Source organism: Mycobacterium sp. SA01, assembly GCF_041287105.1.
GTDB lineage: Bacteria > Actinomycetota > Actinomycetes > Mycobacteriales > Mycobacteriaceae > Mycobacterium.
This window is the reverse complement of the sequence record NZ_JBGGNO010000015.1, coordinates 149,375-169,673: the sequence shown is the minus strand read 5'-3', so window position 1 is coordinate 169,673 and position 20,299 is coordinate 149,375. Positions and strand designations below refer to the sequence as shown.

Here is a 20,299-nt window from a genome sequence, read left to right as displayed (position 1 = left end):
GACACGCTGAGTGTTCGGGGGCGTTTTGCGTCTGCTCGCCAGTGCAGGTTCCCGTTGGCGCAAGCGTGAGTAGCCTCGAATAGATGGGGACAGTCCACAGCATCAACGACATCCGCACCGCGATTCGCGAGCTGTCCGCCCGCGCCGAGCTGGCCCGCAAGCAGGGTCGGACCGCCGATGCGGACGAACTCGAACAGCGCGTCGCCGGCTATCGCGACGAACTCGCCGAGAAGCGCTGACCGACAGCGGAGATCAGGCTGGGCTAGATGCCCAGTCTGCGAAATGTGCTGCGGTGGAACACAATCGGCGGCACGTCATGCACAGTGATGTCCTGGACCCGCAGTACCACGATGGTGTGGTCACCGGCCGGCACCAACTGATCGATCGAGCTCTGCATCCACACGCTGGTGCCGTGCACGAACACCGCACCGCTTTCATGAGAGTGCGTCTCCAGCCCGGCGAAGCGGTCGCCGGTCTTGGCTGCCAGCGTGCGGGCCGCCGCGTCGTGCGATTCGCCGAGCAGGCTGATGCCCAGGGACGGCAGGTCCTTCAGCTTGGGCCAGGTCTCGGAATTGTTCTGCACACAGAACGAGACCAGCGGCGGGTCCAGCGACACCGGCACGAAGGTGCTGGCGGCCAGGCCCACCCGGACGCCGTCGACTTCCGCGGCGATCGCGATGACACCGGACGGGAAATGGCCGAACGCCTCACGCAGCGAGGCGGGGCTCAGCTCTGTGTTGCTCATAGCGTTGACATCTTCCCACGTCGCGCCCGGCCGCGGCCAGAATGAATCCCGCCCAGAGGGCAATTGAGACTCCTGGGGGCGGGCACAGCTCAAATCTTCGTTGAGTAGCCTTGGACAGTGCCGAACGTCTCCATCCTGTCCGTGCTGCGTGACCGCGCCGATACGACGCCAGATGCCGTCGCCTTCACGTTCACCGACTACGACCGGGACTGGAATGGCGTCGCCGAAAGTCTGACCTGGTCTCAGGTGTACCGCCGCACCCTCAACGTCGCACGGGAGATCAGCCAGCAGGGCGTCCCGGGCGACCGGGCGCTGATCATCGCGCCGCAGGGCCTGGACTACATCGTCGCGTTCCTGGGTGCCATGCAGGCCGGCTTCATCGCCGTCCCACTCTCGGTGCCCGTGCCCGGGTCGCATGACGAGCGGGTCAGCGCGGTGGTGACGGACACGTCGCCGACAGTCGTGCTGACCACCTCCGCGGTGTTCGAGGTGGCCGCGCAGTACGTCGACGACGGCGCCGCCGTGATCGCCACGATTGCCGTGGACACCCTCGACCTCGACGCACCCGGCGCCGACAGCGTCGAGGTGCCCGACGGCCCCGACATCGCCTATCTGCAGTACACATCGGGATCGACCCGGCTGCCGGCCGGCGTGATGATCTCGCACCGCAATATGGTGGCGAACTTCGACCAGTTGATGGCCGACTACGTGCCACACTTCGGCGGCGAGTTCCCACCGGGTACCAGCCTGGTCTCCTGGCTGCCGTTCTACCACGACATGGGCCTGATGCTCGGGATCGGTGCTCCGATCTTCAGCGGGCACCCGGCCGACCTGATGAGCCCGATCGCGTTTCTGTCCCGGCCGGCGCGGTGGCTGCAGGCGCTGGCACGCCACCCGAAAGCATGGTCGGGTGCACCGAACTTCGCCTTCGACCTCACCGCGCGCCGCAGCACCGACGAGGAATTGGACGGCCTCGACCTCGGCGGCGTCATCGGCATCATCAACGGAGCCGAGCGGATCCATCCCGACACCCTGGTGCGGTTCAATGAGCGGTTGGCGCCCAACGGTTTTCGTCCCGAAGCGATGGCACCGTCCTACGGTCTGGCCGAGGCGACGGTCTACGTCGCCAGCAGCACCGCGAATGAGGTGCCGGAGGTGGTCGAGTTCGACGCCGACGAACTGACCCAGGGCAACGCCATTCGCAAGCCCGGTGGCACCCAGCTGCTGCGGTACCAACTGCCGGCATCGCCGCTGGTGCGGATCGTCGACGCCGACACCTGCGAGACGTGCCCGGACGGCACGGTCGGCGAGATCTGGACGCATGGCGAGAACGTCTCGGCCGGATACTGGCGCAAACCCGAGCAGACCGGTTCCGCCTTCGGCGCGACGCTGGCCGGCCCGGCGGGCGACGTCCCCACGACCGGTTGGCTGCGGACCGGTGATCAGGGCTTCGTCTCCGAGGGTGACCTGTTCATCGTGGGGCGCATCAAGGACATGCTGATCGTGCGCGGCCGCAACCACTACTCCGACGACATCGAGGCGACGGTGCAGAAGATCACCCGGGGCCGGGTCGCAGCGATCGCGGTGGCCGATGAGGAGACCGAAAAGCTGGTCACCGTCGTCGAATTGAAGAACCGCGACGATACCGACCTCGAGTCAGTGAAAAGCGATGTGGTCGCGGCTATTTCGCGGGCTCACGGTCTGCAGGTGGCTGACATCGTCCTGGTGGAGCCCGGGTCCATACCGACCACCACCAGCGGCAAGATCCGCCGCGCCGGGTGCGTCGAACAGTATCGGCAAGGACAGTTCGTGCGGTTGGATGCGTAGCTGATCATCCGATGTGGTTCACCCTGCTGGTGATGGCCGTGGCCGTCAGTCTGGAACCGTTCCGCATCGGCATGTCGGTGGTGATGCTGAATCGTCCCCGCCCGCATCTGCAGTTGGCCGCGTTCCTGTGCGGCGGCTTCGTGATGGGTTTGTCGGTCGGCGCGGTGGTGTTGTTCGCGCTGGAATCGCACATACCGGCCTCGGCGCATTTCACCCTCCCACGGGTGCAGATCGTGATCGGTGCGCTGGCCCTGGCGGCCGCGGCGATTCTGGCCGTCACCAAGGGCCGCCGCGACCGGACGGTGCCGGCGTGGTTGAGCCGTCTGCTCGACGGTCCGTCGCTGTGGGTCGCCGGAGTCGCCGGTCTGGGGATCGCGCTGCCCTCGGTGGACTACCTGGCGGCGCTGGCCGTGATCGGCGCGGGCACCGCGGATCCCGCGATGCGGTTCGCGGCGCTGCTCACGTTCACCGTGATCGCATTCGCACTCGTCGAGATTCCGCTGCTGGCCTATCTGGCGGCCCCGCAGCGCACGCATGCGGCGATGACCCGACTGCACAGCTGGGTTCGGGCGCGGCGGCGCCGCGAGGTGGCGGCGCTGCTGGCCGTGGTCGGCGTCGTGCTACTCGCGGCGGGTCTTCTCGGCGTCTGATCCCTGTCGGCCGTCTGGATCAGTGCGCGCTGGGGCCGTGGTTCAACACATACTGCAGCCCCGCCGTCAGCTGCGACAGCGGATCGCTGCCGCCACCGAAGGCGGCCTGCGTGGCCGGCGCCGTGACGGCGGCCGGGTCGTAACCGTTCACGGGGTCGACCTCGATCGGCGCGGTCAACGGGTCATCGTTGCGCGAATACCCGGCATCCACCGAGGGTTTCAGCACCGCATCCAGCTGCCTGAGTGTCCCTTCGTCCACGCCGAGGTACTTGAACGGCAACACCAACGGCAGGTGCTGTTCCGGGATCAAGTACGTCGTCGTCTTCGCGCCCCGGGAGTTGACCGTGGTCCTGATGTTCTGCGGCGGCACCATGCTCGGATTGGTGAACGCGACGGCGGTGTGACCGGTCGCCAGCCCCACGACCGCATTCGCCAGCGCCATCCAGTTGTCCTGGCGGTCCGGCCAGTCGGCGATGCTGTCGTAGGCCGACACGAAGCGGTACGAGTCGTACTGGCTGTCGACCTGCGGGGGGATCCGGTAGTCCAGTGCCGGAACGACACTGCCGACCGGGAAGTTCTGGGCCAGGAAGCCCGCCCCGAACGCGTGCGGGGAGATCGGATCGCCGTACGTGGCGAACGACAGCTGATCCGGTGGCGGCGCGTTCGGATCGGTGGCCAACCGGTTCTGCACGGCGTTGAGCACCATCGCGCCCTCGGACAACCCGATCGCGGTACCCGGGCCGCCCGCCTGAACCGCCCGGAGGACGTTGCCCTCGCCCTCATCGACCGATTCGCCGATGCTCGGGCCGTCGATACCCAGACCCGGGAAGTTGTCGTCGAGCTTGCCGATACCGGGGAACAACCGCTCCAGGGTGTGGCCCTGAACCTGGCCGGCGGGATAGTCCACGATTTGCCGGTCCAAGCCCGGGAACCACTGGGCGCCGGTACGGCGGATGTACTCGTCGTATGGGATGCCCAGCACGTGCGCACCACCGAGGGCATAGCCCCGGCCGGGCGTGCCGATCGGGGTCGGCCCGTCACCCTGCGACCCGCCCGGTGACGGTTGGTCGGCGGCGGCGACTCCGCCCGTGGCGCACACCGTGATCAGCGTTGTCGCCGCAGCGAGTAGCTTCTTCATGCTTTGACGCTCCCCTGCGAGCTCGATCGTGACGGCCACCAGTTCGCTTTTCCGACCAGCGTAGCCATGGCGGGTACGGTCACGGTCCGGACCAGGAACGTGTCCAGCAGGATCCCGGCGCCGATGACGAACCCGCCCTGAACCACGGTACCGATGCTGGAGAACAACAGGCCCCACATCGACGCCGCGAAGATCAATCCGGCCGCGGTGATCACGCCACCGGTCGACGACAACGTCCGGATCACCCCGTAGCGGGTGCTGTCCGCGGACTCGTCCCGCAGCCGCGACGCGAACAACAGGTTGTAGTCGGCGCCCACGGCCACCAACACGACGAAGGCCAGCGGCGGCACCGTCCAGTGCAACTGCTGATGGAACAAGTACTGGAAGACCAGTACGCCGATACCGAGCGCCGCGAAGTACGAAAGCACCACCGAACCAACCAGATACAGCGGCGCGATCACCGCCCGCAGCAACAGCATCAACGTCAGCAACACCACGATCATCGTGATCGCGATGATGAAGCGGATGTCCTTCTGGTAGTAGTCGCGGGTGTCGCGCAGCGCGGCGGGATACCCGCCCATCGAGATCGTGGCATCCGCCAGATACGTGTTCGGCTGCGCGCTACGGGCGGCGTCCCTGATCGCGTTGACCTGATCCATCGCCGCGGCGCTGAACGGATCGAGCTTGGTCAGCACCAGATACCGAACCGAGTGCCCGTCCGGTGAGATGAACATCTTCGACGCCATCTTGAAATCGGGCAGCTCGAGAACCTCGGGCGGAATGTTGAACCCCGCCATAGCCGGCGATGCGGCGTTCTGCTTCATCGACAGCAGGAACGCGGCCGCCTGATCGAGCCCGGTACGCATCAGCTTGATCTGGTCGACGACCTGGTCCACGCCGTTGGCCACGTCCCGACTTCCGCTGGCGGCGCGATCAGCCCCCTGCCGGAGCTTGGTCGTGCCCGCCTTCGCGCCGCCGGGCGAGTCGAGCCCCATCTGACGCATCAGCTTCGTCAGCCGGCCGAACGCGTCATTGAGCTGGTTGAGCGTCGCGTTGAGGGACTGCTTGTCCTGCATCGACTGCAATTGCGTTGCCAGCGAATTGATCTCGTCGAGGGTGCCGTCATTGCGGGCGTCGACCAAAGCCTGGAAATGCCCACGGGTCTCTGCGCAGGACGGATCCAGGTCGCACACCGCATTGCCGTGTAGCGCGACCAGCACCGGGCCCACCCAGGCGAACATGTCCCGGGCCGCCGTGAAGCTCACACCCATCGAATTGCCGAGCCGGTTGACCGCGTTGACCAGCTTGGTCGCGACTTCGACGTTCTTGACCAGCTTGTCGCCGCCGTACTGGCCCTTGATGGAGCCGAACGCGTCGACCACGCTCTGCACGCTGCTGGTGATCTGACCGACCTGACCCCGCACGTCGCCGAGATTGTTCGCCAGCGTGTCGGCGCCGCCGGCCAGCCGGTTCAGGCTGCCCATGTTCTCGGCGATCATCGCCGAGCCGGTGCCCAGCCGGTCGCCGACCAGACCGGCCTGATAGGTGGCACGGAACTCCTGCGGCACCTCACCGAGGGGCCGGGTGATACCGCTGACCATCGAGATGTTCGGCACCTGACTGATGCGCTCCGCCATCTGCTCGAGGTCGGCAAGCGCCCGCGGGTTACGCAGATCGCGTGGTGAGCGGACCAGCACGTAGGACGGAATCGACTGGTTGAGATCGAAATGCCGCTCCAGAGCGGTGTAACCCACCGAACTCGGGGCCCCCGGTGCCACGGCCTTGCGGTCGTCGTAGTTGTAGTGCGCCAGCCCCACACAGCTGGCCAACAGGATCAGGATCAACACGCTGGCCACCAGATGTGCCCGCGGTCTGCGCACGATGCGGATGCCGGACCGCCGCCACCACCGTGCGGTCAACTCGCGGCGAGGCGTGATCCAACCGCGCGGGCCGGCCAGCGCAATGATGGCCGGCAACAACGTGATCGCGGCCAGGAAGGACACCCCGACGCCGACCGCCGATGACACACCGACGGTCGAGAACACCCCCATCTTGGCGAAGCTGATGCCCAGGAACGTGATTCCGATGGTGGCCGCGGATGCGGTGATCACCTTGCCCACCGAGTTCAATGCCAGCCGCACCGCCGCGTCGGAGTCCTCGCCGCGGCGCATGTAGTCGTGGTAGCGGCTGATCAGGAAGACCGCGTAATCCGTTCCCGCACCGGCGATGATCGCGCTCAACAGGATGATCGCCTGGTTGGACACCCCCAGACCGGTGGTGTGCGACAAACCTGCGACCACCGATTGCGCGATCACCAGCGAGATTCCGATGCCGATCAACGGCAGCAGCATGGTGATCGGATTGCGGTACACGATCAACAGCACGAGGAGCACCAGCACACCGATCGCGATCTCGATCGGCAGGCGGTCTCGTTCGCCGGCCACGGTGAGGTCGGCGACGGTGGCCGCGGGTCCGGTCAGGTGCACCTCCAGCGGGCTGCCCGCGGTGCTCTGTTTGACGATGTTGGCCACCCGGTTGTAGGCCTCATAGGACTGCGGGGTCCCCAACGCGCCCGCGAGTCCGACCGGCACCACCCAGGACTTGTTGTCCTTACTCGTCAAAAACGAACGCAGAGCAGGTGTTCCGACGAAATCCTGCAACATCACGACGTCGTGCTGGTCGTCGCGCAACGCGGCGACCAGCTTGCGGTAGGTGGCTTCATGAGCGGGGGTCAAACCCCGCTCGTCGGTCAGCACCACCAGGAGCAGATCGTCACCGCCGGGTTCTTTGAACGCCTCGGTCATCTGCCGCGCCGCCACGCTGGACGGCGCATCGGCCGGCAACATCGACAACGGATGTTTCTGGGCCATCTCGGTCAGGCTCGGAAAGGTCAGCGGCAACGCAACCGCCAGGGCAACCCAGACACCGATCACAGCCCAGGGCCACCGCACCACAAAATCGGTCAGCCGTCGCACAATTTCCTCACACCGCGCGAGGCCTTGCGGCCCCGTGCCCCTTCACTGCATCGAACTTCACGAAATCCAACACTTCACTGAATCCAACAAAAGGCGTCACCAATGCCCGCTGTCGGCGATCCGTCCACACACCGACTTCATCGCGGCGATGTAGCGAGCGACCGATTTCTGGGCGGTTGGATTGTCCGGAAACATCACCGCCATCGCGGTGCCGGCCTCATACCGGAATATATAGATCGTCAGCTGGTAGCTGAAGCGGCCGTCGGAGTAGATCCCGATGTTGTTCGAATAGCCCATGTCAGCGGCCGCGAGCACAGCGTTGAGCGGTGCGGCGCCGCCATGCAGGAAGTTCGAGACCGGGAAGTTCGGGTGCGGCTTCTCCAACCACGGAGCCAGCTCGAGCACCCGGTAATACGGCACCCGCGCCAGGCTCAGGCCGGAATCGAACGACGTCTGCGCCGCCCAAGCGGCCTCGCCGAACGTCGTCGCGGCGATCGGCACGGTGATCGGCACCAGGCCGGTGAACCAGCCCTGAGTGGTGAAGTTGTCCGAGGTTCTGCGGGTGTCCCGAGGCGTGAGCCCGTAATACGTTGTCGCACCCGTCAATTCATGTTCGACCATGGCGGTGCAGGCATACAGACCGCCGACGAAGCGAACGCCGGCCGCGGTACACGCCGCGTCGAATCGCGCGGTCTGATCGGCGTCCAAGATCATCTCGCCGACCATGTCAGCGACCGTCGGCTCCAGGGCGTTCCCCAACGGCAACGGGAACTCGGGAAGCGTGCCGTTGTTGTTCTCGGCAAACTCGATCCAGGCCCGGACCTCCGGCGAATCGACGGTCAGATCCGCGGTGGCGTCGCGCTCCTGGATGCAGAAATCGTCGAAGCTGCCGGCCTCGGGCAGCGCCATCGGCTGTCCGGTCATGGTCAGGGACGTGTACATGCCGTGCGCCTCGAGCATGGTGATCCCGATCAGCGCCGCATCCCCGTGAACATGGTCGATGCTGGCATAAAAATCGAAGTGATCGTCACTTTGCACGACACCGAAAGAAAAGCAGCCCCATTCCATGGGAGTCGGAATGTCGACGATATGTTTGCGCGCATCCTCGGCCGCCATGACGCCGTTGTCGATCGGTTCGAATTCAATATCGGCGGGATCGGTGATGGTGCGCCTGACAATATCGCCGGACCCCGCGTATTCGAACCAGCTCCGATACGTGTCGTGGCGGCGAAGATACGCGTTCAGCGCGTGATTCATGGCGTCGATATCGCACTGGCCAGGCACTTCGCAGGTGGCGATGATCTGCCGCGAATAGTCGAGTCCGGCCTTGTCCTGTTCGTAGACACCGCGAATGTGTTGGCCCTGCATATAGCTGACGGGCACCGAACTGACGGGCGCTTGACGCGCCTTTTCCATTGCGGCCTTTGTCGGGTGCCAGGAAATCACCACACCGGGGCTCGGCGACCAATCATCGATTGTGCCGATGGTTATCTTCCCGATGTGCAAAATTCCCCTCCCGGGTCTACAGCGGCTACGGCCTGGAGACCGGCAACCTGGTGGCCAGACCAAGATAGCGCCTGTCGCTGTGGCGGTTCGCCGTCGACCCGTAAAGCCCCTGGTCACAAGTAGTGACTAAAGGCCCTAAATAAACCGGTAACGCCTGGCCACGCACCCGTCGACACCAGGGTGAAAGCCGTTCGTTCAGCAACGCCCGTGCAATACTGACCGTCGGGAGATGAGCCGGCCGTCGCTGTCGGGAGATGACCGAGCCGTGGCCGTTCGGAAGTTGTTCCTGGCCCTGACGTGGTCTCCCACGACAGCACTGCGACACTTCACCGGCCCGATGCGGAGAACACAACCTGATGGCACCCACCGAACGTCCGACGCAGCAGACGCCTCGTTTTGCAATCATCGGTTACGCGGCACGTCTTCCCGGAGCCGCGGACGCGGACCAGTATTGGGACGTCCTGCACAGCGGCCGGGACGCGATTTCAGAGGTGCCCGCCGACCGGTGGGACATTGAGGAGTTCTTCGACTCCGACCCGGACGCGGCAGGCAAGATGGTCACCCGGCGAGCCGGGTTCGTCGACGACGTCACCGGGTTCGACGCACCGTTCTTCGGGGTCTCAGCGCGCGAAGCCAACCTGATGGATCCGCAGCACCGACTGCTGCTGGAGACCGCATGGCAGGCGGTCGAGCATTCCGGCACTGCGCCAACGACTTTGGCGAACAGCAGAACCGGCGTTTTCGTCGGCTTGGCCACCCATGACTTCCTGGGCATGGCATCCGATGCGCTGACCTACCCCGAGATCGAGGCCTATCTGGCAATCGGCACGTCCAGCGCAGCCGCCGCGGGCCGGATCAGCTACCGGTTGGGGCTGCAGGGCCCCGCGGTCACCGTCGACACGGCGTGCAGCTCCTCGCTGGTGGCGATTCACCAGGCCTGCCAGGCACTGCTGCTGGACGAATGCGATCTGGCACTGGCCGGCGGGGTGAACGTCATGCTCAGCCCGGCCACCATGATCACGTTCTCGCACTCCCGCATGCTGGCGCCCGACGGCAAGTGCAAGACCTTCGACGCCTCGGCCGACGGTTACGTACGCGGCGAGGGGTGCGGTGTCATCGCCATCAAGCGCCTGGACGACGCGCTCCGCGACGGCGACCACATCCGCGCCGTGATCCGCGGCAGCGCGGTCAACCAGGACGGCGCCTCGGGCGGGCTGACCGTACCCAACGGCGTCGCTCAGCAGCGCGTGATCGCCGAGGCGCTGGAGCGGGCCGGCCTGACACCCACCGACATCAACTACCTGGAAGCCCACGGAACCGGGACGTCGCTGGGTGACCCCATCGAGGTCCAGGCCGCGGCCGCCGCGCTCGGCAAGGGCCGCGACGCGGACCAGCCGCTGCTGATCGGGTCGGCGAAGACCAACATCGGCCACCTGGAGGCCGCCGCGGGCGTGGCCGGCGTCCTCAAGGTCGTCCTGTCGCTCGAGCACTCCGAGCTGCCCCCGCACCTCAACTTCAAGAACCCGTCCCCGCACATCCCGTGGGACCGGATCCCGGTGCAGGTCGTGGACAAGGCTCGGTCGTGGGAGCGATCCGATCGACCGCGTATCGCCGGCGTCAGCTCGTTCGGGTTCTCCGGCACCAACGCCCACGTCATTCTCGAAGAGGCACCGGTCACCAACCCGGTCACTACCGGCCCAGCGCCGGACGACCGCCGGTTCGCCGTGCTTCCGCTGTCGGCGCGCACCCCGGCCGCCCTGGTGCAGACCGCACAGGACTACCGCAGCTGGCTGGGCGAGCACCCCGACGCCACTCTCGCCGACGTCTGCCTGACCGCCGGGGCGGGCCGGGCCCACTTCGAGCACCGCGCCGCCCTCGTGGTCAACTCCGTCGAGTCGGCCCGCGAGCTGCTCGGCGCGCTCGCCGACGACCTACCCGCTCCCGGACTGGTCCGCGGCGACTGCGTCGATGCGCCGAAGACCGCCTGGTTGTTCCCCGGACAGGGCAGTCAGTACGCCGGCATGGCCCGCGAACTGTTCGAGACCGAACCGGTGTTCGCCGACACCATGAACCGGTGCGCCGACGCTGTCGCCGATGTGCTCGAAAACCCGTTGCTGGACGTCATCTTCGATCTGGATGGCGCCGAGACCCTGAAGCAGACCCGGCATGCCCAGCCTGCGATTTTCGCGGTCGAGATGGGCCTGGCCAGGCTCTGGCAGTCGTGGGGTTTCGAGCCGGACGTGGTCCTCGGCCACAGCGTCGGCCAGTACTCCGCCGCCTGTGTCGCAGGGGTTTTCAGCCTCGAGAACGGCGCACGGTTGCTCGCCGAGCGCGGCCGCCTCTTCGGTGACCTGCCCGCCGGCGGGCGGATGTGCGCTGTCTTCGCCGACCCGGACCGGGTGGAGAGCCTGACCGACGAGTTCCCGAGCCTGTCGGTGGCCGCCTACAACGGCGCCAACACGGTGCTGTCGGGACCGGCCACCGACCTCGAACGCGCGGTGGCCCACCTGTCGGACGAGGGCGCCCGCTGCGACTGGCTGGACACCAGCCACGCATTCCACTCGTCACTGCTCGACCCGGCGCTGGACGCCTTCGAGTCCTACGCCAACGGATTCGAATTCGCGGCACCTCAGCGGATTCTGGTGTGCAACCGCACCGGGGCAGCACTGGGCCGCAACGCCAAGCTCGATGGGCAGTACTGGCGCCGCCACGCCCGTCAGCCGGTGCAGTTCGCCAAGGGGGTGGCGACGCTGGCCGAACTCGGCTGCGCGCTGCTGCTCGAGGTCGGCCCGCAGCCGGTGCTCACCGCCGCTGCACTGCGGGCCTGGCCGGACCCGGCGACCGCACCCAAAGCCGTTGCGTCGCTGCGCCGTAACGGCGCGGACCACCGCCAGCTGACCGAGGCTCTGGCCGGCGCCTACGTCGCCGGGCATGTTCCCGACTTCGCCGCACTGCTGCACGAGCCGGCCCGCAAGCTCGATCTGCCGACCTACCCCTTCCAGCATCGCCAGTACTGGTATCAGAGCAAGCAATCCCAGTCGACAGCCAATGATGCCGCCCGCACCGAGGCTGTGCAGCTGCTCGAGGACGGCCGGATCGAGGAACTGGCCGCACTGCTCGGCGGCGACGGATCCACCACTGCCGCCGAGGTGCTGAGCAAGCTTGCCGCCCAACATAATCGGCAGCGGAGCGCACAGTCCATCGCCGATATCCGCTATGAGGTCCGCTGGCAGAAATCCATCAGCCCGTCGACCGAGGTTGGCGAGGGCGCAGCGTGGCTGCTCATCGGCGACGACGACGCCGTCATGCGCCCGCTGGTCGATGCGCTGACCGCACACGGCCACCGGCATCGCGTCCTCGGTCTGCCGGTGTCCGACGCCGACGAGGAGCGTCTGGTCGCCGACCTGATCGCGGCGGTGCAGGACGAGCCCGCGCTGCGCATCCTGCACCTCGCGGCCCTGGACTCGGACGGCGCGTCGTCGATGCGGTCCCTGCTGCGGATGCAACACCGCGTACTCGGGGGCACCCAGCGCCTGTTCCGCGCCGCGGCTGCCGCCGAATTGCGCAGCCCGATCTGGGTATTGACCCACAACGCGCAACGCGTGAGCGACACCGACACGGTGGCGCCGGAGCAGACCGGACTGTGGGGCTTCTGCCGCGTCGCCGCGCTGGAGTACCCGCAGCTGTGGGGCGGCCTGGCGGATCTGTCCGGGACCAGCGCCGACGAGTGGACGCGGCTGATCAAACAGGTCGTCACCGCGTCGCCCGGTGAGGATCAGATCGCGTTGCGGGACAGCGGTGTTCATGTCCCGAGGCTGGTCCGGCGGACCGGTCAGCCGAACTCGACCCCGCTGGAATTGCGCTCCGAGGCAACCTATCTGGTGACCGGCGGGCTCGGCTCGATCGGGCTGGAAATCGCCGGCTACCTGGCCGCGCACGGAGCTCGCCAGCTGGTGCTGACCAGCCGCCGCGCCCCAGACGAGGCCGCGCAGCGCCGCATCGACGCGCTGGGCGAACAACACGGCTGCGCGGTCCGGGTGATCGCGGCCGACGTCGCCGACCCGCACGACGTCGCGCGGCTGCTCGCCACCGTGGCCGCCGAGCTGCCGCCACTGGCAGGCATCGTGCACGCCGCCGGCGAGAACTGCACCACCCCGCTGAGCTCCCTCGACAGCACCGAGATCGACCGCGTGTTCTCCGGAAAGGTCTGGGGCGCTTGGTACCTCAGTGAGGCCGCCGCCGATCTGAAGCTGGACTTCTTCCTGTCCACCTCGTCGATCTCGTCGGTGTGGGGCAGCTACGGCCAGAGCGCCTACAGCGCGGCCAACGCCTTCCTCGACGGGTTGACGTGGCGGCTGCGCGAGCGCGGCGTCCACGGCATCAGCGTGAACTTCGGCCCGTGGTCGGCCGGCATGGCAGACCAGGACGCCCGGGCCCAGCTGGACCGGCGTGGCATCCGCACACTGTCGCCCACCGATGCATTGGCCGGCATGGCCGATGTCATGTCCGCCGCCGGTTCGCAAGGTCCGGCCGAAGCCGTTGTGGCGCGCATGGACTGGGCCCGCTTCCTGCCGATCTACCTGCAGGCCGGCCACCGGTCGCTGATGGCCGAGGTGGCCCGCGAAGTTCCGGAGTCGGTGCCCGCGGCCACCGGTGCGTCAGGCACCACCCGGCTGGTCGAACAGCTCACCGCCGCACCGGTCCAGCAGCGTAAGAAGCTCGTTCTGGAGTATCTGCGCAACACCGTCGCGGAGGTGACTCGGGTCGACGCGTCGGAGGTCCGCGAAGAGGCCGGATTCTTCGACCTCGGCATGGACTCTCTGATGGCCGTCGAACTTCGACGCCGTCTGGAACAGGCTGTCGGCAAGGAACTTCCGGCGACACTCGCCATGGACTTCCCGCGGCTGACCGACGTGGCCGACTACCTGCTCGGCGAGGTGCTCAACCTCAACGAGAAGGCCGGCGCACAGCTTGCCGCCGCGCCGGCGTCGCTGGCGGGTTCGGCGACCGACGAGCCGATCGCCATCATCGCGGTGGCCTGCCGGTTCCCGGGTGCGGCTGATGCCGATGCGTACTGGGATGTGCTGTCCGGCGCCGTGGACGCGATCCGGGAGATCCCCGAGGACCGCTTCGACGTCGACCAGTACTACGACCCCGATCAGCAGACGCCCGGCAAGATCTACACCCGCAGCGGCGGCTACCTGGAGAGCGTCGACAGCTTCGACCCGGAGTTCTTCGGCATCTCCCCGCGCGAAGCGGTCTGGATCGACCCGCAGCAGCGCCTCATGCTCGAAATCGCTTGGGAGGGCTTGGAGCGTGCGGGCTACTCCCCCGCCTCGCTGCGCGGCAGCCGCACCGGCGTCTTCGTCGGCGTGGGCGCCAATGAGTACTCGCACCTGCTGTCCGGCGAATCGGTCGAGAACCTGGAAGCCCACTTCATCACCGGCAACGCGCTCAACGCGATCGCAGGCCGGGTGGCGTTCACCCTCGGCCTGGAAGGACCTGCGATGGCGGTGGACACCGCCTGCAGCTCATCACTGGTGGCGGTGCACCAGGCCAGCCAGGCGTTGCACTCCGGTGACTGCGACATGGCCCTCGCCGGTGGCGTCAACGTCCTGCTGAGCCCGGCGTCGATCGTCGCGGCGTCGCGGGCCCGGATGCTGGCGCCCGACGGCCGATGCAAGACCTTCGACGCGGCGGCCGACGGCTACGTCCGCGGTGAGGGTTGCGGCATCCTGGTGCTCAAGCGGCTGTCCGACGCGCAACGCGACGGCGACCGGATCGCCGCGGTCATCCGCAGCAGCGCGGTCAACCAGGACGGTGCGTCCAGTGGTCTGACCGTGCCCAATGGCGGTGCGCAACAACGCCTCATCACCGCGGCACTTACCCGCGCGGGTCTCGGCGGCGCGGATGTCGACTACCTCGAAGCTCACGGCACCGGCACCCCGTTGGGTGACCCGATCGAGGTGCAGGCCGCCGCGGCCGTCTACGGCGCGGGTCGTGACTCGGCCCGGCCGCTGCTGATGGGCACGGCCAAGACCAACATCGGGCACCTGGAGTCCGCTGCCGGTGTGGCCGGTCTGATCAAGGTCGTGCTGTCGCTGCAGAACGAATTGCTGCCGCAGAACCTGCACTTCCAGAACCCGTCACCGCACATCCCCTGGGACTCGTTGCCGGTGCGGGTGGTCGATGAGGCCACCCCGTGGGTCGCCAACGGCAGGCCGCGCCGCGCCGGGGTGAGCTCGTTCGGCTTCACCGGCACCAACGCCCACGTGTTGATCGAAGAGGCACCGCAGCCCGCGCTCGGTGACGATCCGGCCGACGAACCGGTCGAGGTCATCGCGCCGGAGCCGGTGCGTGAGCCGCTGAGCGTCCTGCCGCTGTCGGCACGGTCCGGGCCGGGCCTGCTGGCGTTGGCGCAGCGCTACTCCGATTGGCTGGCAGCCCATCCCGATGCCTCGATCGCCGACGTGAGCTACACCGCGGGGGCGGGACGATCGCACTTCGAGCACCGGGCGGCCGTGGTCGCCAACTCCGTGTCCGAGGCCAAGATGCTGCTCGACGATCTGGTGGCCAACCGGCTACGCCCGGGCGTGCTCCGCGGCGAGTGCACCGACCCGCCGACCACCGCGTGGTTCTTCCCGGGACAGGGCAGCCAGTACCCGGGCATGGCGAAGGAATTGTTCGACACGGAACCGGTATTCGCCGACACCCTGCGCCGCTGTGCGCAGGCCGTCGATCCGATGCTGCCGCGTCCCCTGCTCGACGTGCTGTTCTCCGGTGACCGCGAGAACGCGGAAACCCTGCGGCACACGTCATTCGCCCAGCCTGCGATCTTCGCCGTCGAGATGGGCCTGGCCCGGCTGTGGCAGTCGTGGGGCATCGAACCGGACGTGGTGCTGGGCCACAGCGTCGGCCAGTACGCGGCCGCGTGCGTGGCAGGGGTGTTCAGCCTCGAGGACGGTATCCGCCTGATCGCCGAGCGGGGCCGGTTGTTCGGCAGCCTGCCCGAGGGCGGCCGGATGGTCGCGGTGTTCGCCGACCCCGATTACGTGGAGCGCGCCGCGACGAGCTTCCCGCGCGTCTCGGTCGGTGCCTACAACGGCCGCAACACGGTGCTGTCGGGCCCGGGCGAGGATCTGGAGCAGATCGTCGCCGCCTGCAGCGAGGACGGCGCCCGATGCACCTGGCTGGAGACCAGCCACGCCTTCCACTCGGAGCTACTGGATCCGGTGCTCGACGAATTCGAAACGTTCGCAACACAATTCGAGTACGCGGTGCCGACCCGGCCGCTGGTCTGCAACCGGACCGGCGCGGTGCTCACCGCCGAGACGCCGATCAACGCGCAGTATTGGCGCCGGCATTCCCGGCAGCCGGTGCAGTTCACCGAAAGTGTGCGCACCGTGGCGGCCCTGGGTTGCTCGGTGCTGATGGAGATCGGTCCGCAACCGATCCTGACCGCCGCGGCACTGCAGATCTGGCCGGAGTCCTCGGCGACGCCGCGCGCGATCGTGTCGCTGCGCAAGGGCGCCAACGCTGCGCGCCAGATGACCGAAGCGCTTGCCACCACCTACATCTGCGGACACCGGCCGGATTTCGCGGCCCGGTTCCACACGACGGGCCGGCGACTCGAACTGCCGACATATCCGTTCCAGCGCCGCCGGTACTGGCCGAAAGCATCCAATACCACTGGATTGGGCTCGGACGGCGTTCGGCTTTCCGGGATCCTGGGCAGCGCCAAGGACCTGGCGTCGGGCGACACCGTCTACACGAACGTGCTGTCGGTCAAGACCCAACCGTGGCTGGCGCACCATGTCATCTACGGCACCGTGGTGGTGCCCGGCGCAACGTACGCGGCGATGGCCATGGCCGCCGCAGGCGCACCGGCACGGGTGAAGGAAGTCTTCTTCTACGAACCGATCATCCTGCCCGACAAGGCCTCTCGTGAGGTCCAGCTCAGCCTGCATCCCGTCGACGACGGCTGGAAGTTCCAGGTGCACAGTCGGCCCCACGGGGTTCGGGAGGCCGAGTGGTCGCTGAACTCCGACGGCACCCTGCTCTCCGGCGTCGACCCGGATGCGGAACCGGCGGAAACGGTGGCCCCGGACGAGGCGATCGAGCAGATGAATCGCACCCGCCCGCAGGAACTGTTCGACATCTTCCACGACATGGAATTGGCCTGGGGTCCGACGTGGTCCGGCTCGCTGAAGTCGTTGTGGGTCGGCACGGGTGAGGCGATCGGGGACATCGCGGTCGGCGAAGAACTCGGCGAGCATCTCGGCCCCGAGCCGATCCACCCGGTCTTGCTGGACCTGTGCACCGGTGTGGCATTTCCCGCCTTCCCCGCCACCCTGGCTGCCGAGCAGGGGATGACGGACCTGTTCCTGCCGTTGCGGTATGGGCAGGTGACGATCGCCGAGAACATGCCGCGGCGGTTCTACTGCCGGGCCCGTTGGCACGAGAACACCATCACCAACGAAACCCAGGTCTTCGACATCGATTTCCTGGATCGGGACGGCCGAGTGCTCGGTGGTATCGCCGAGTTCACCGTGAAGCGTGCGCCGCGCGAAGCGTTGATGCGTGGGCTGGGTGGCGATTCCACCCGGTTGCTGTACAGCCTGGGCTGGCAGGAGATCGCGGCGGCTCCCGCAGTTGAGGAGGCCGGAGACGATGCGGCCAAGAGCGCGAACGGCACCTGGCTGATCGCCGGCTTCGATTCGCTGGCGACCGAGGTTCCGGGGTCGGTGACGATCGACGAGGCGACGGATCCGCAGTCGTGGCAGCGGGCGTTCGCCGAGGCCGCCGAACGTGGTGCGCCGGTCACCGGAATCGTCTGGCGCAGTTCGGGACACGCTGCCGAGGACGGCTCCACCGCGGAACTCGCGTCCCGGCTGGAGGCGCAGGTCGCCACGCTGCTCGGTGCCGCGCAGACCGCACTGGCCGAGCAGAAGGGCACGTTGGCCGACGGCCTGTGGATTGTCACCGAACGTGCGGTGGCCACCGAGCCCGGCGAGCCGGTCGATCCGGTCCAGTCAGCGCTGTGGGGATTCGGCCGCACCCTGATCGCCGAGCAGCCGAGCCTGCGTGTTCGCCTGGTCGACTCCGACGGCGGCGACGAGTCGCTGAGCTGGCTGCCCGGTGCGCTGGGCGCCCCGGTCGTCGAGCCGGAAATGGCAGTGCGGCAGGGACGTTTCCTGGTATCCCGGCTGCTGCACTGGGCGCGTAACGGTCAGCTGCCGATGCCGCGCAGCGACGACTACGCCCTGGCGCCGACCGAACGCGGTGCGATCGACAACCTCCGCCTGACCGAGATCGAGGTGACCCCTCCGAAGGACAACGAGGTGCAGGTCCGGATCGAGGCCGCCGGCCTGAACTTCCGTGACGTGCTCAACGTGCTGGGCCTCTACCCCGGTGATCCGGGCCCGATCGGTGGCGACCTGTGTGGTGTGGTCACCGACATCGGCTCCGCGGTCACCGGATTCGAGGTCGGCCAGCGAGTCTTCGGGTCGATGCAGGGTGCCTTCGCCAGCCGGCTGAACGTTCCCGCGCCACTGCTGACGACGGTGCCGGACGGGATCAGCGCGGTCGATGCCGCGACGATTCCCGCTGCGGCATTGACGGTCCGGCTCGCGTTCGACTGGGCGAAGCTCAAGCCCGGCGACAAGGTGCTCATCCACGCCGCCAGTGGTGGTGTGGGGCTGGCCGCGGTGCAGATGGCACGTGCGCACGGCGCCACCGTGTTCGCCACCGCGAGCAAGTACAAGCGCGCCACCCTGCGGGACATGGGTGTCGAGTACGTCTATGACTCGCGCACAACGGAATTCGCAGACCAGATCCTGGCGGACACCGACGGCGCAGGTGTTGATGTGGTGCTCAACTCGCTGACCAGCGAAGGATTCGTCGAGGCGACGGTGCGGGCCACCGCCAAGGGCGGCCGGTTCGCCGAGATCGCCAAACGCGACATCTGGACGCACGAGCAGATGGCCGAACTGCGTCCCGATATCGCCTACGAGATCGTCGCGCTGGACGTCACGATGATGACCGATCCCGACCACATCCAGCGACTGATGGTGGAGGTCGCCGACGGCCTGGCCAAGGGCGAGTGGACGCCGGTGCCCGCCGAGGTCTACCCGCTGACCGAGGCCAGGACCGCGTTCCGGCGGATGCAGCAGGCCCGCCACATCGGCAAGATCGTCGTGCAGATGCCCAAACCGCTTCAGCCGCGCGGGGATCGGAGCTATCTGGTCACCGGCGGTCTGGGTGCGCTCGGCCTGCACACGGCGTCGTACCTGGCCCAACTGGGCGCCGGCGACATCGTGTTGACCAGCCGCCGCGCCCCGGATGCGGAGGCCCAGGCGGCCATCAACGCCGTCACCGAGCGATTCCACTGCCGGATCCACGTCTTCTCGGCCGATGTCGCCGAGGAGTCCGAGGTGGCCGAACTGCTGGACAGGATCCGGGCCGAGTTGCCGCCACTGGCGGGCGTGGCACACCTGGCCGGTGTGCTCGATGATGCCCTGCTGCCGCAGCAGGACCTCGATCGGTTCCGGAAGGTATTGGGGCCCAAGGCGTATGGCGCGCACCACCTGCACAGGTTGACGAAGGACGACGATCTCGACTTCTTCATCCTGTACTCGTCGGCCTCGGCGGTGCTGGGCTCGCCCGCCCAGGGCAACTACGCAGGAGCCAACGCGCTGCTCGACGGGCTCGTCGCGCAACGACGGGCGCAGGGACTGCCCGCCACCGCCGTCAACTTCGGCCCGTGGGCGCAGGGCGGCATGGCCAGCTCGGCGGCCGCTGTCGCCAACCTCAGCGCGCAGGGCATGATGCCGCTCGAACCCTCGGCGGCACTGGCCGCTCTCGGCGAGGCCATCCGGCAGGGCGTCGCGCAGGCCACCGTACTCAAGGCGAACTGGCAGCGGACGGCGAAGATGCTGGCCGGTATCCGTCCGCCGCTGCTGGACCAGGTGCTGCCCAGCGGCGACGGCACAGTGGTCGGGGACAGCGAGTTGTTGCGGCAGCTGCAGGAGCTTCCGGTGGCGGCGCGAGCCGGCTTCATCACCGAGTTCCTGCAGAAGGAGGTGCAGGGCTTCCTGCGTCTCGCGCAGCCGCCTGCCGCGTCCAGCCGGTTCCTGGATCTGGGCACGGACTCACTGATGGCGGTCGAATTGCGCAACCGGCTGTTCGGTCAGTTCGGCGGGAAGTTCGACATCAGCCCGACGGCGGTGTTCGACCATCCGACGATCGGCGAGCTCGCCGAGCATCTGGTCTCGCAGCTGCCGGATGCCGACGGGCCGGCGGCCGAGCCGGAACCGGCGACCTCCGCAGAGCCTGCGGAGTCCGCGCCTTCACCCGCCTCCGAGGACTGAAACGCGGCAACGCCGGAGCGAGTGTGACGAAGATCGCACCGCTGCGGCGTTGCGGCCGCGTTTCACGCGGCCGGGCATCTGACCTGTTC

8 protein-coding genes are annotated in these 20,299 nt (G+C 67.7%); 4 read left to right on the top strand and 4 right to left on the bottom strand.

Features of this window, described 5'->3' with window-relative positions:
* Positions 1 to 83 precede the first annotated feature (83 nt).
* The gene (locus AB4879_RS07160; RefSeq protein WP_199189912.1) at positions 84 to 239 is read left to right on the top strand and encodes a hypothetical protein; all 156 of its coding nucleotides are present in this window, start codon (positions 84 to 86) and stop codon (positions 237 to 239) included.
* 23 nt (positions 240 to 262) lie between these two features.
* Here AB4879_RS07160 and AB4879_RS07155 read toward each other — a convergent pair whose 3' ends face one another.
* On the bottom strand, positions 263 to 745 hold the full coding sequence (locus tag AB4879_RS07155) for a flavin reductase family protein (RefSeq protein ID WP_102807778.1): 483 nt from the start codon (positions 743 to 745) through the stop codon (positions 263 to 265).
* Positions 746 to 862: 117 nt separating this feature from the next.
* Between AB4879_RS07155 and AB4879_RS07150 the strand changes: the two genes are divergently transcribed.
* Together AB4879_RS07150 and AB4879_RS07145 are read left to right on the top strand one after the other, a co-directional pair.
* A complete protein-coding gene (locus AB4879_RS07150; protein ID WP_370507034.1) occupies positions 863 to 2,572 on the top strand; it encodes an AMP-binding protein in 1,710 nt (569 codons plus the stop codon).
* 11 nt (positions 2,573 to 2,583) lie between these two features.
* Positions 2,584 to 3,222: a GAP family protein gene (locus AB4879_RS07145; protein WP_370507033.1), complete on the top strand. Its 639-nt coding sequence runs from the start codon at positions 2,584 to 2,586 to the stop codon at positions 3,220 to 3,222.
* A gap of 19 nt (positions 3,223 to 3,241) precedes the next feature.
* Here the strand turns inward: AB4879_RS07145 and pe are convergent, their stop codons facing one another.
* The 3 genes from pe to AB4879_RS07130 all read right to left on the bottom strand — a co-directional run bounded on the left by pe (position 3,242) and on the right by AB4879_RS07130 (position 8,841).
* Complete coding sequence (gene pe / locus AB4879_RS07140; RefSeq protein WP_102807781.1) at positions 3,242 to 4,360, bottom strand: acyltransferase PE; 1,119 nt, start codon at positions 4,358 to 4,360, stop codon at positions 3,242 to 3,244.
* A complete protein-coding gene (locus AB4879_RS07135) occupies positions 4,357 to 7,335 on the bottom strand; it encodes an RND family transporter (RefSeq protein WP_370507032.1) in 2,979 nt (992 codons plus the stop codon). The genes pe and AB4879_RS07135 overlap by 4 nt, the downstream gene beginning before the upstream one ends.
* 96 nt (positions 7,336 to 7,431) lie before the next feature.
* The gene (locus AB4879_RS07130) at positions 7,432 to 8,841 is read right to left on the bottom strand and encodes a condensation domain-containing protein (protein ID WP_370507031.1); all 1,410 of its coding nucleotides are present in this window, start codon (positions 8,839 to 8,841) and stop codon (positions 7,432 to 7,434) included.
* A 356-nt stretch (positions 8,842 to 9,197) separates the two neighbouring features.
* Between AB4879_RS07130 and AB4879_RS07125 the strand changes: the two genes are divergently transcribed.
* On the top strand, positions 9,198 to 20,210 hold the full coding sequence (locus AB4879_RS07125) for a type I polyketide synthase (RefSeq protein WP_370507030.1): 11,013 nt from the start codon (positions 9,198 to 9,200) through the stop codon (positions 20,208 to 20,210).
* The last annotated feature ends 89 nt before the right edge of the window (positions 20,211 to 20,299 follow it).

Excerpts from the sequence above, each read along its gene's own strand:
- AB4879_RS07160 (WP_199189912.1), top strand. The coding sequence starts at position 84 with ATGGGGACAGTCCACAGCATCAACGACATCCGCACCGCGATTCGCGAG.
- AB4879_RS07155 (WP_102807778.1), bottom strand. The coding sequence starts at position 745 with ATGAGCAACACAGAGCTGAGCCCCGCCTCGCTGCGTGAGGCGTTCGGC.
- AB4879_RS07145 (WP_370507033.1), top strand. The coding sequence starts at position 2,584 with ATGTGGTTCACCCTGCTGGTGATGGCCGTGGCCGTCAGTCTGGAACCG.
- pe (WP_102807781.1), bottom strand. The coding sequence starts at position 4,360 with ATGAAGAAGCTACTCGCTGCGGCGACAACGCTGATCACGGTGTGCGCC.
- AB4879_RS07125 (WP_370507030.1), top strand. The coding sequence starts at position 9,198 with ATGGCACCCACCGAACGTCCGACGCAGCAGACGCCTCGTTTTGCAATC.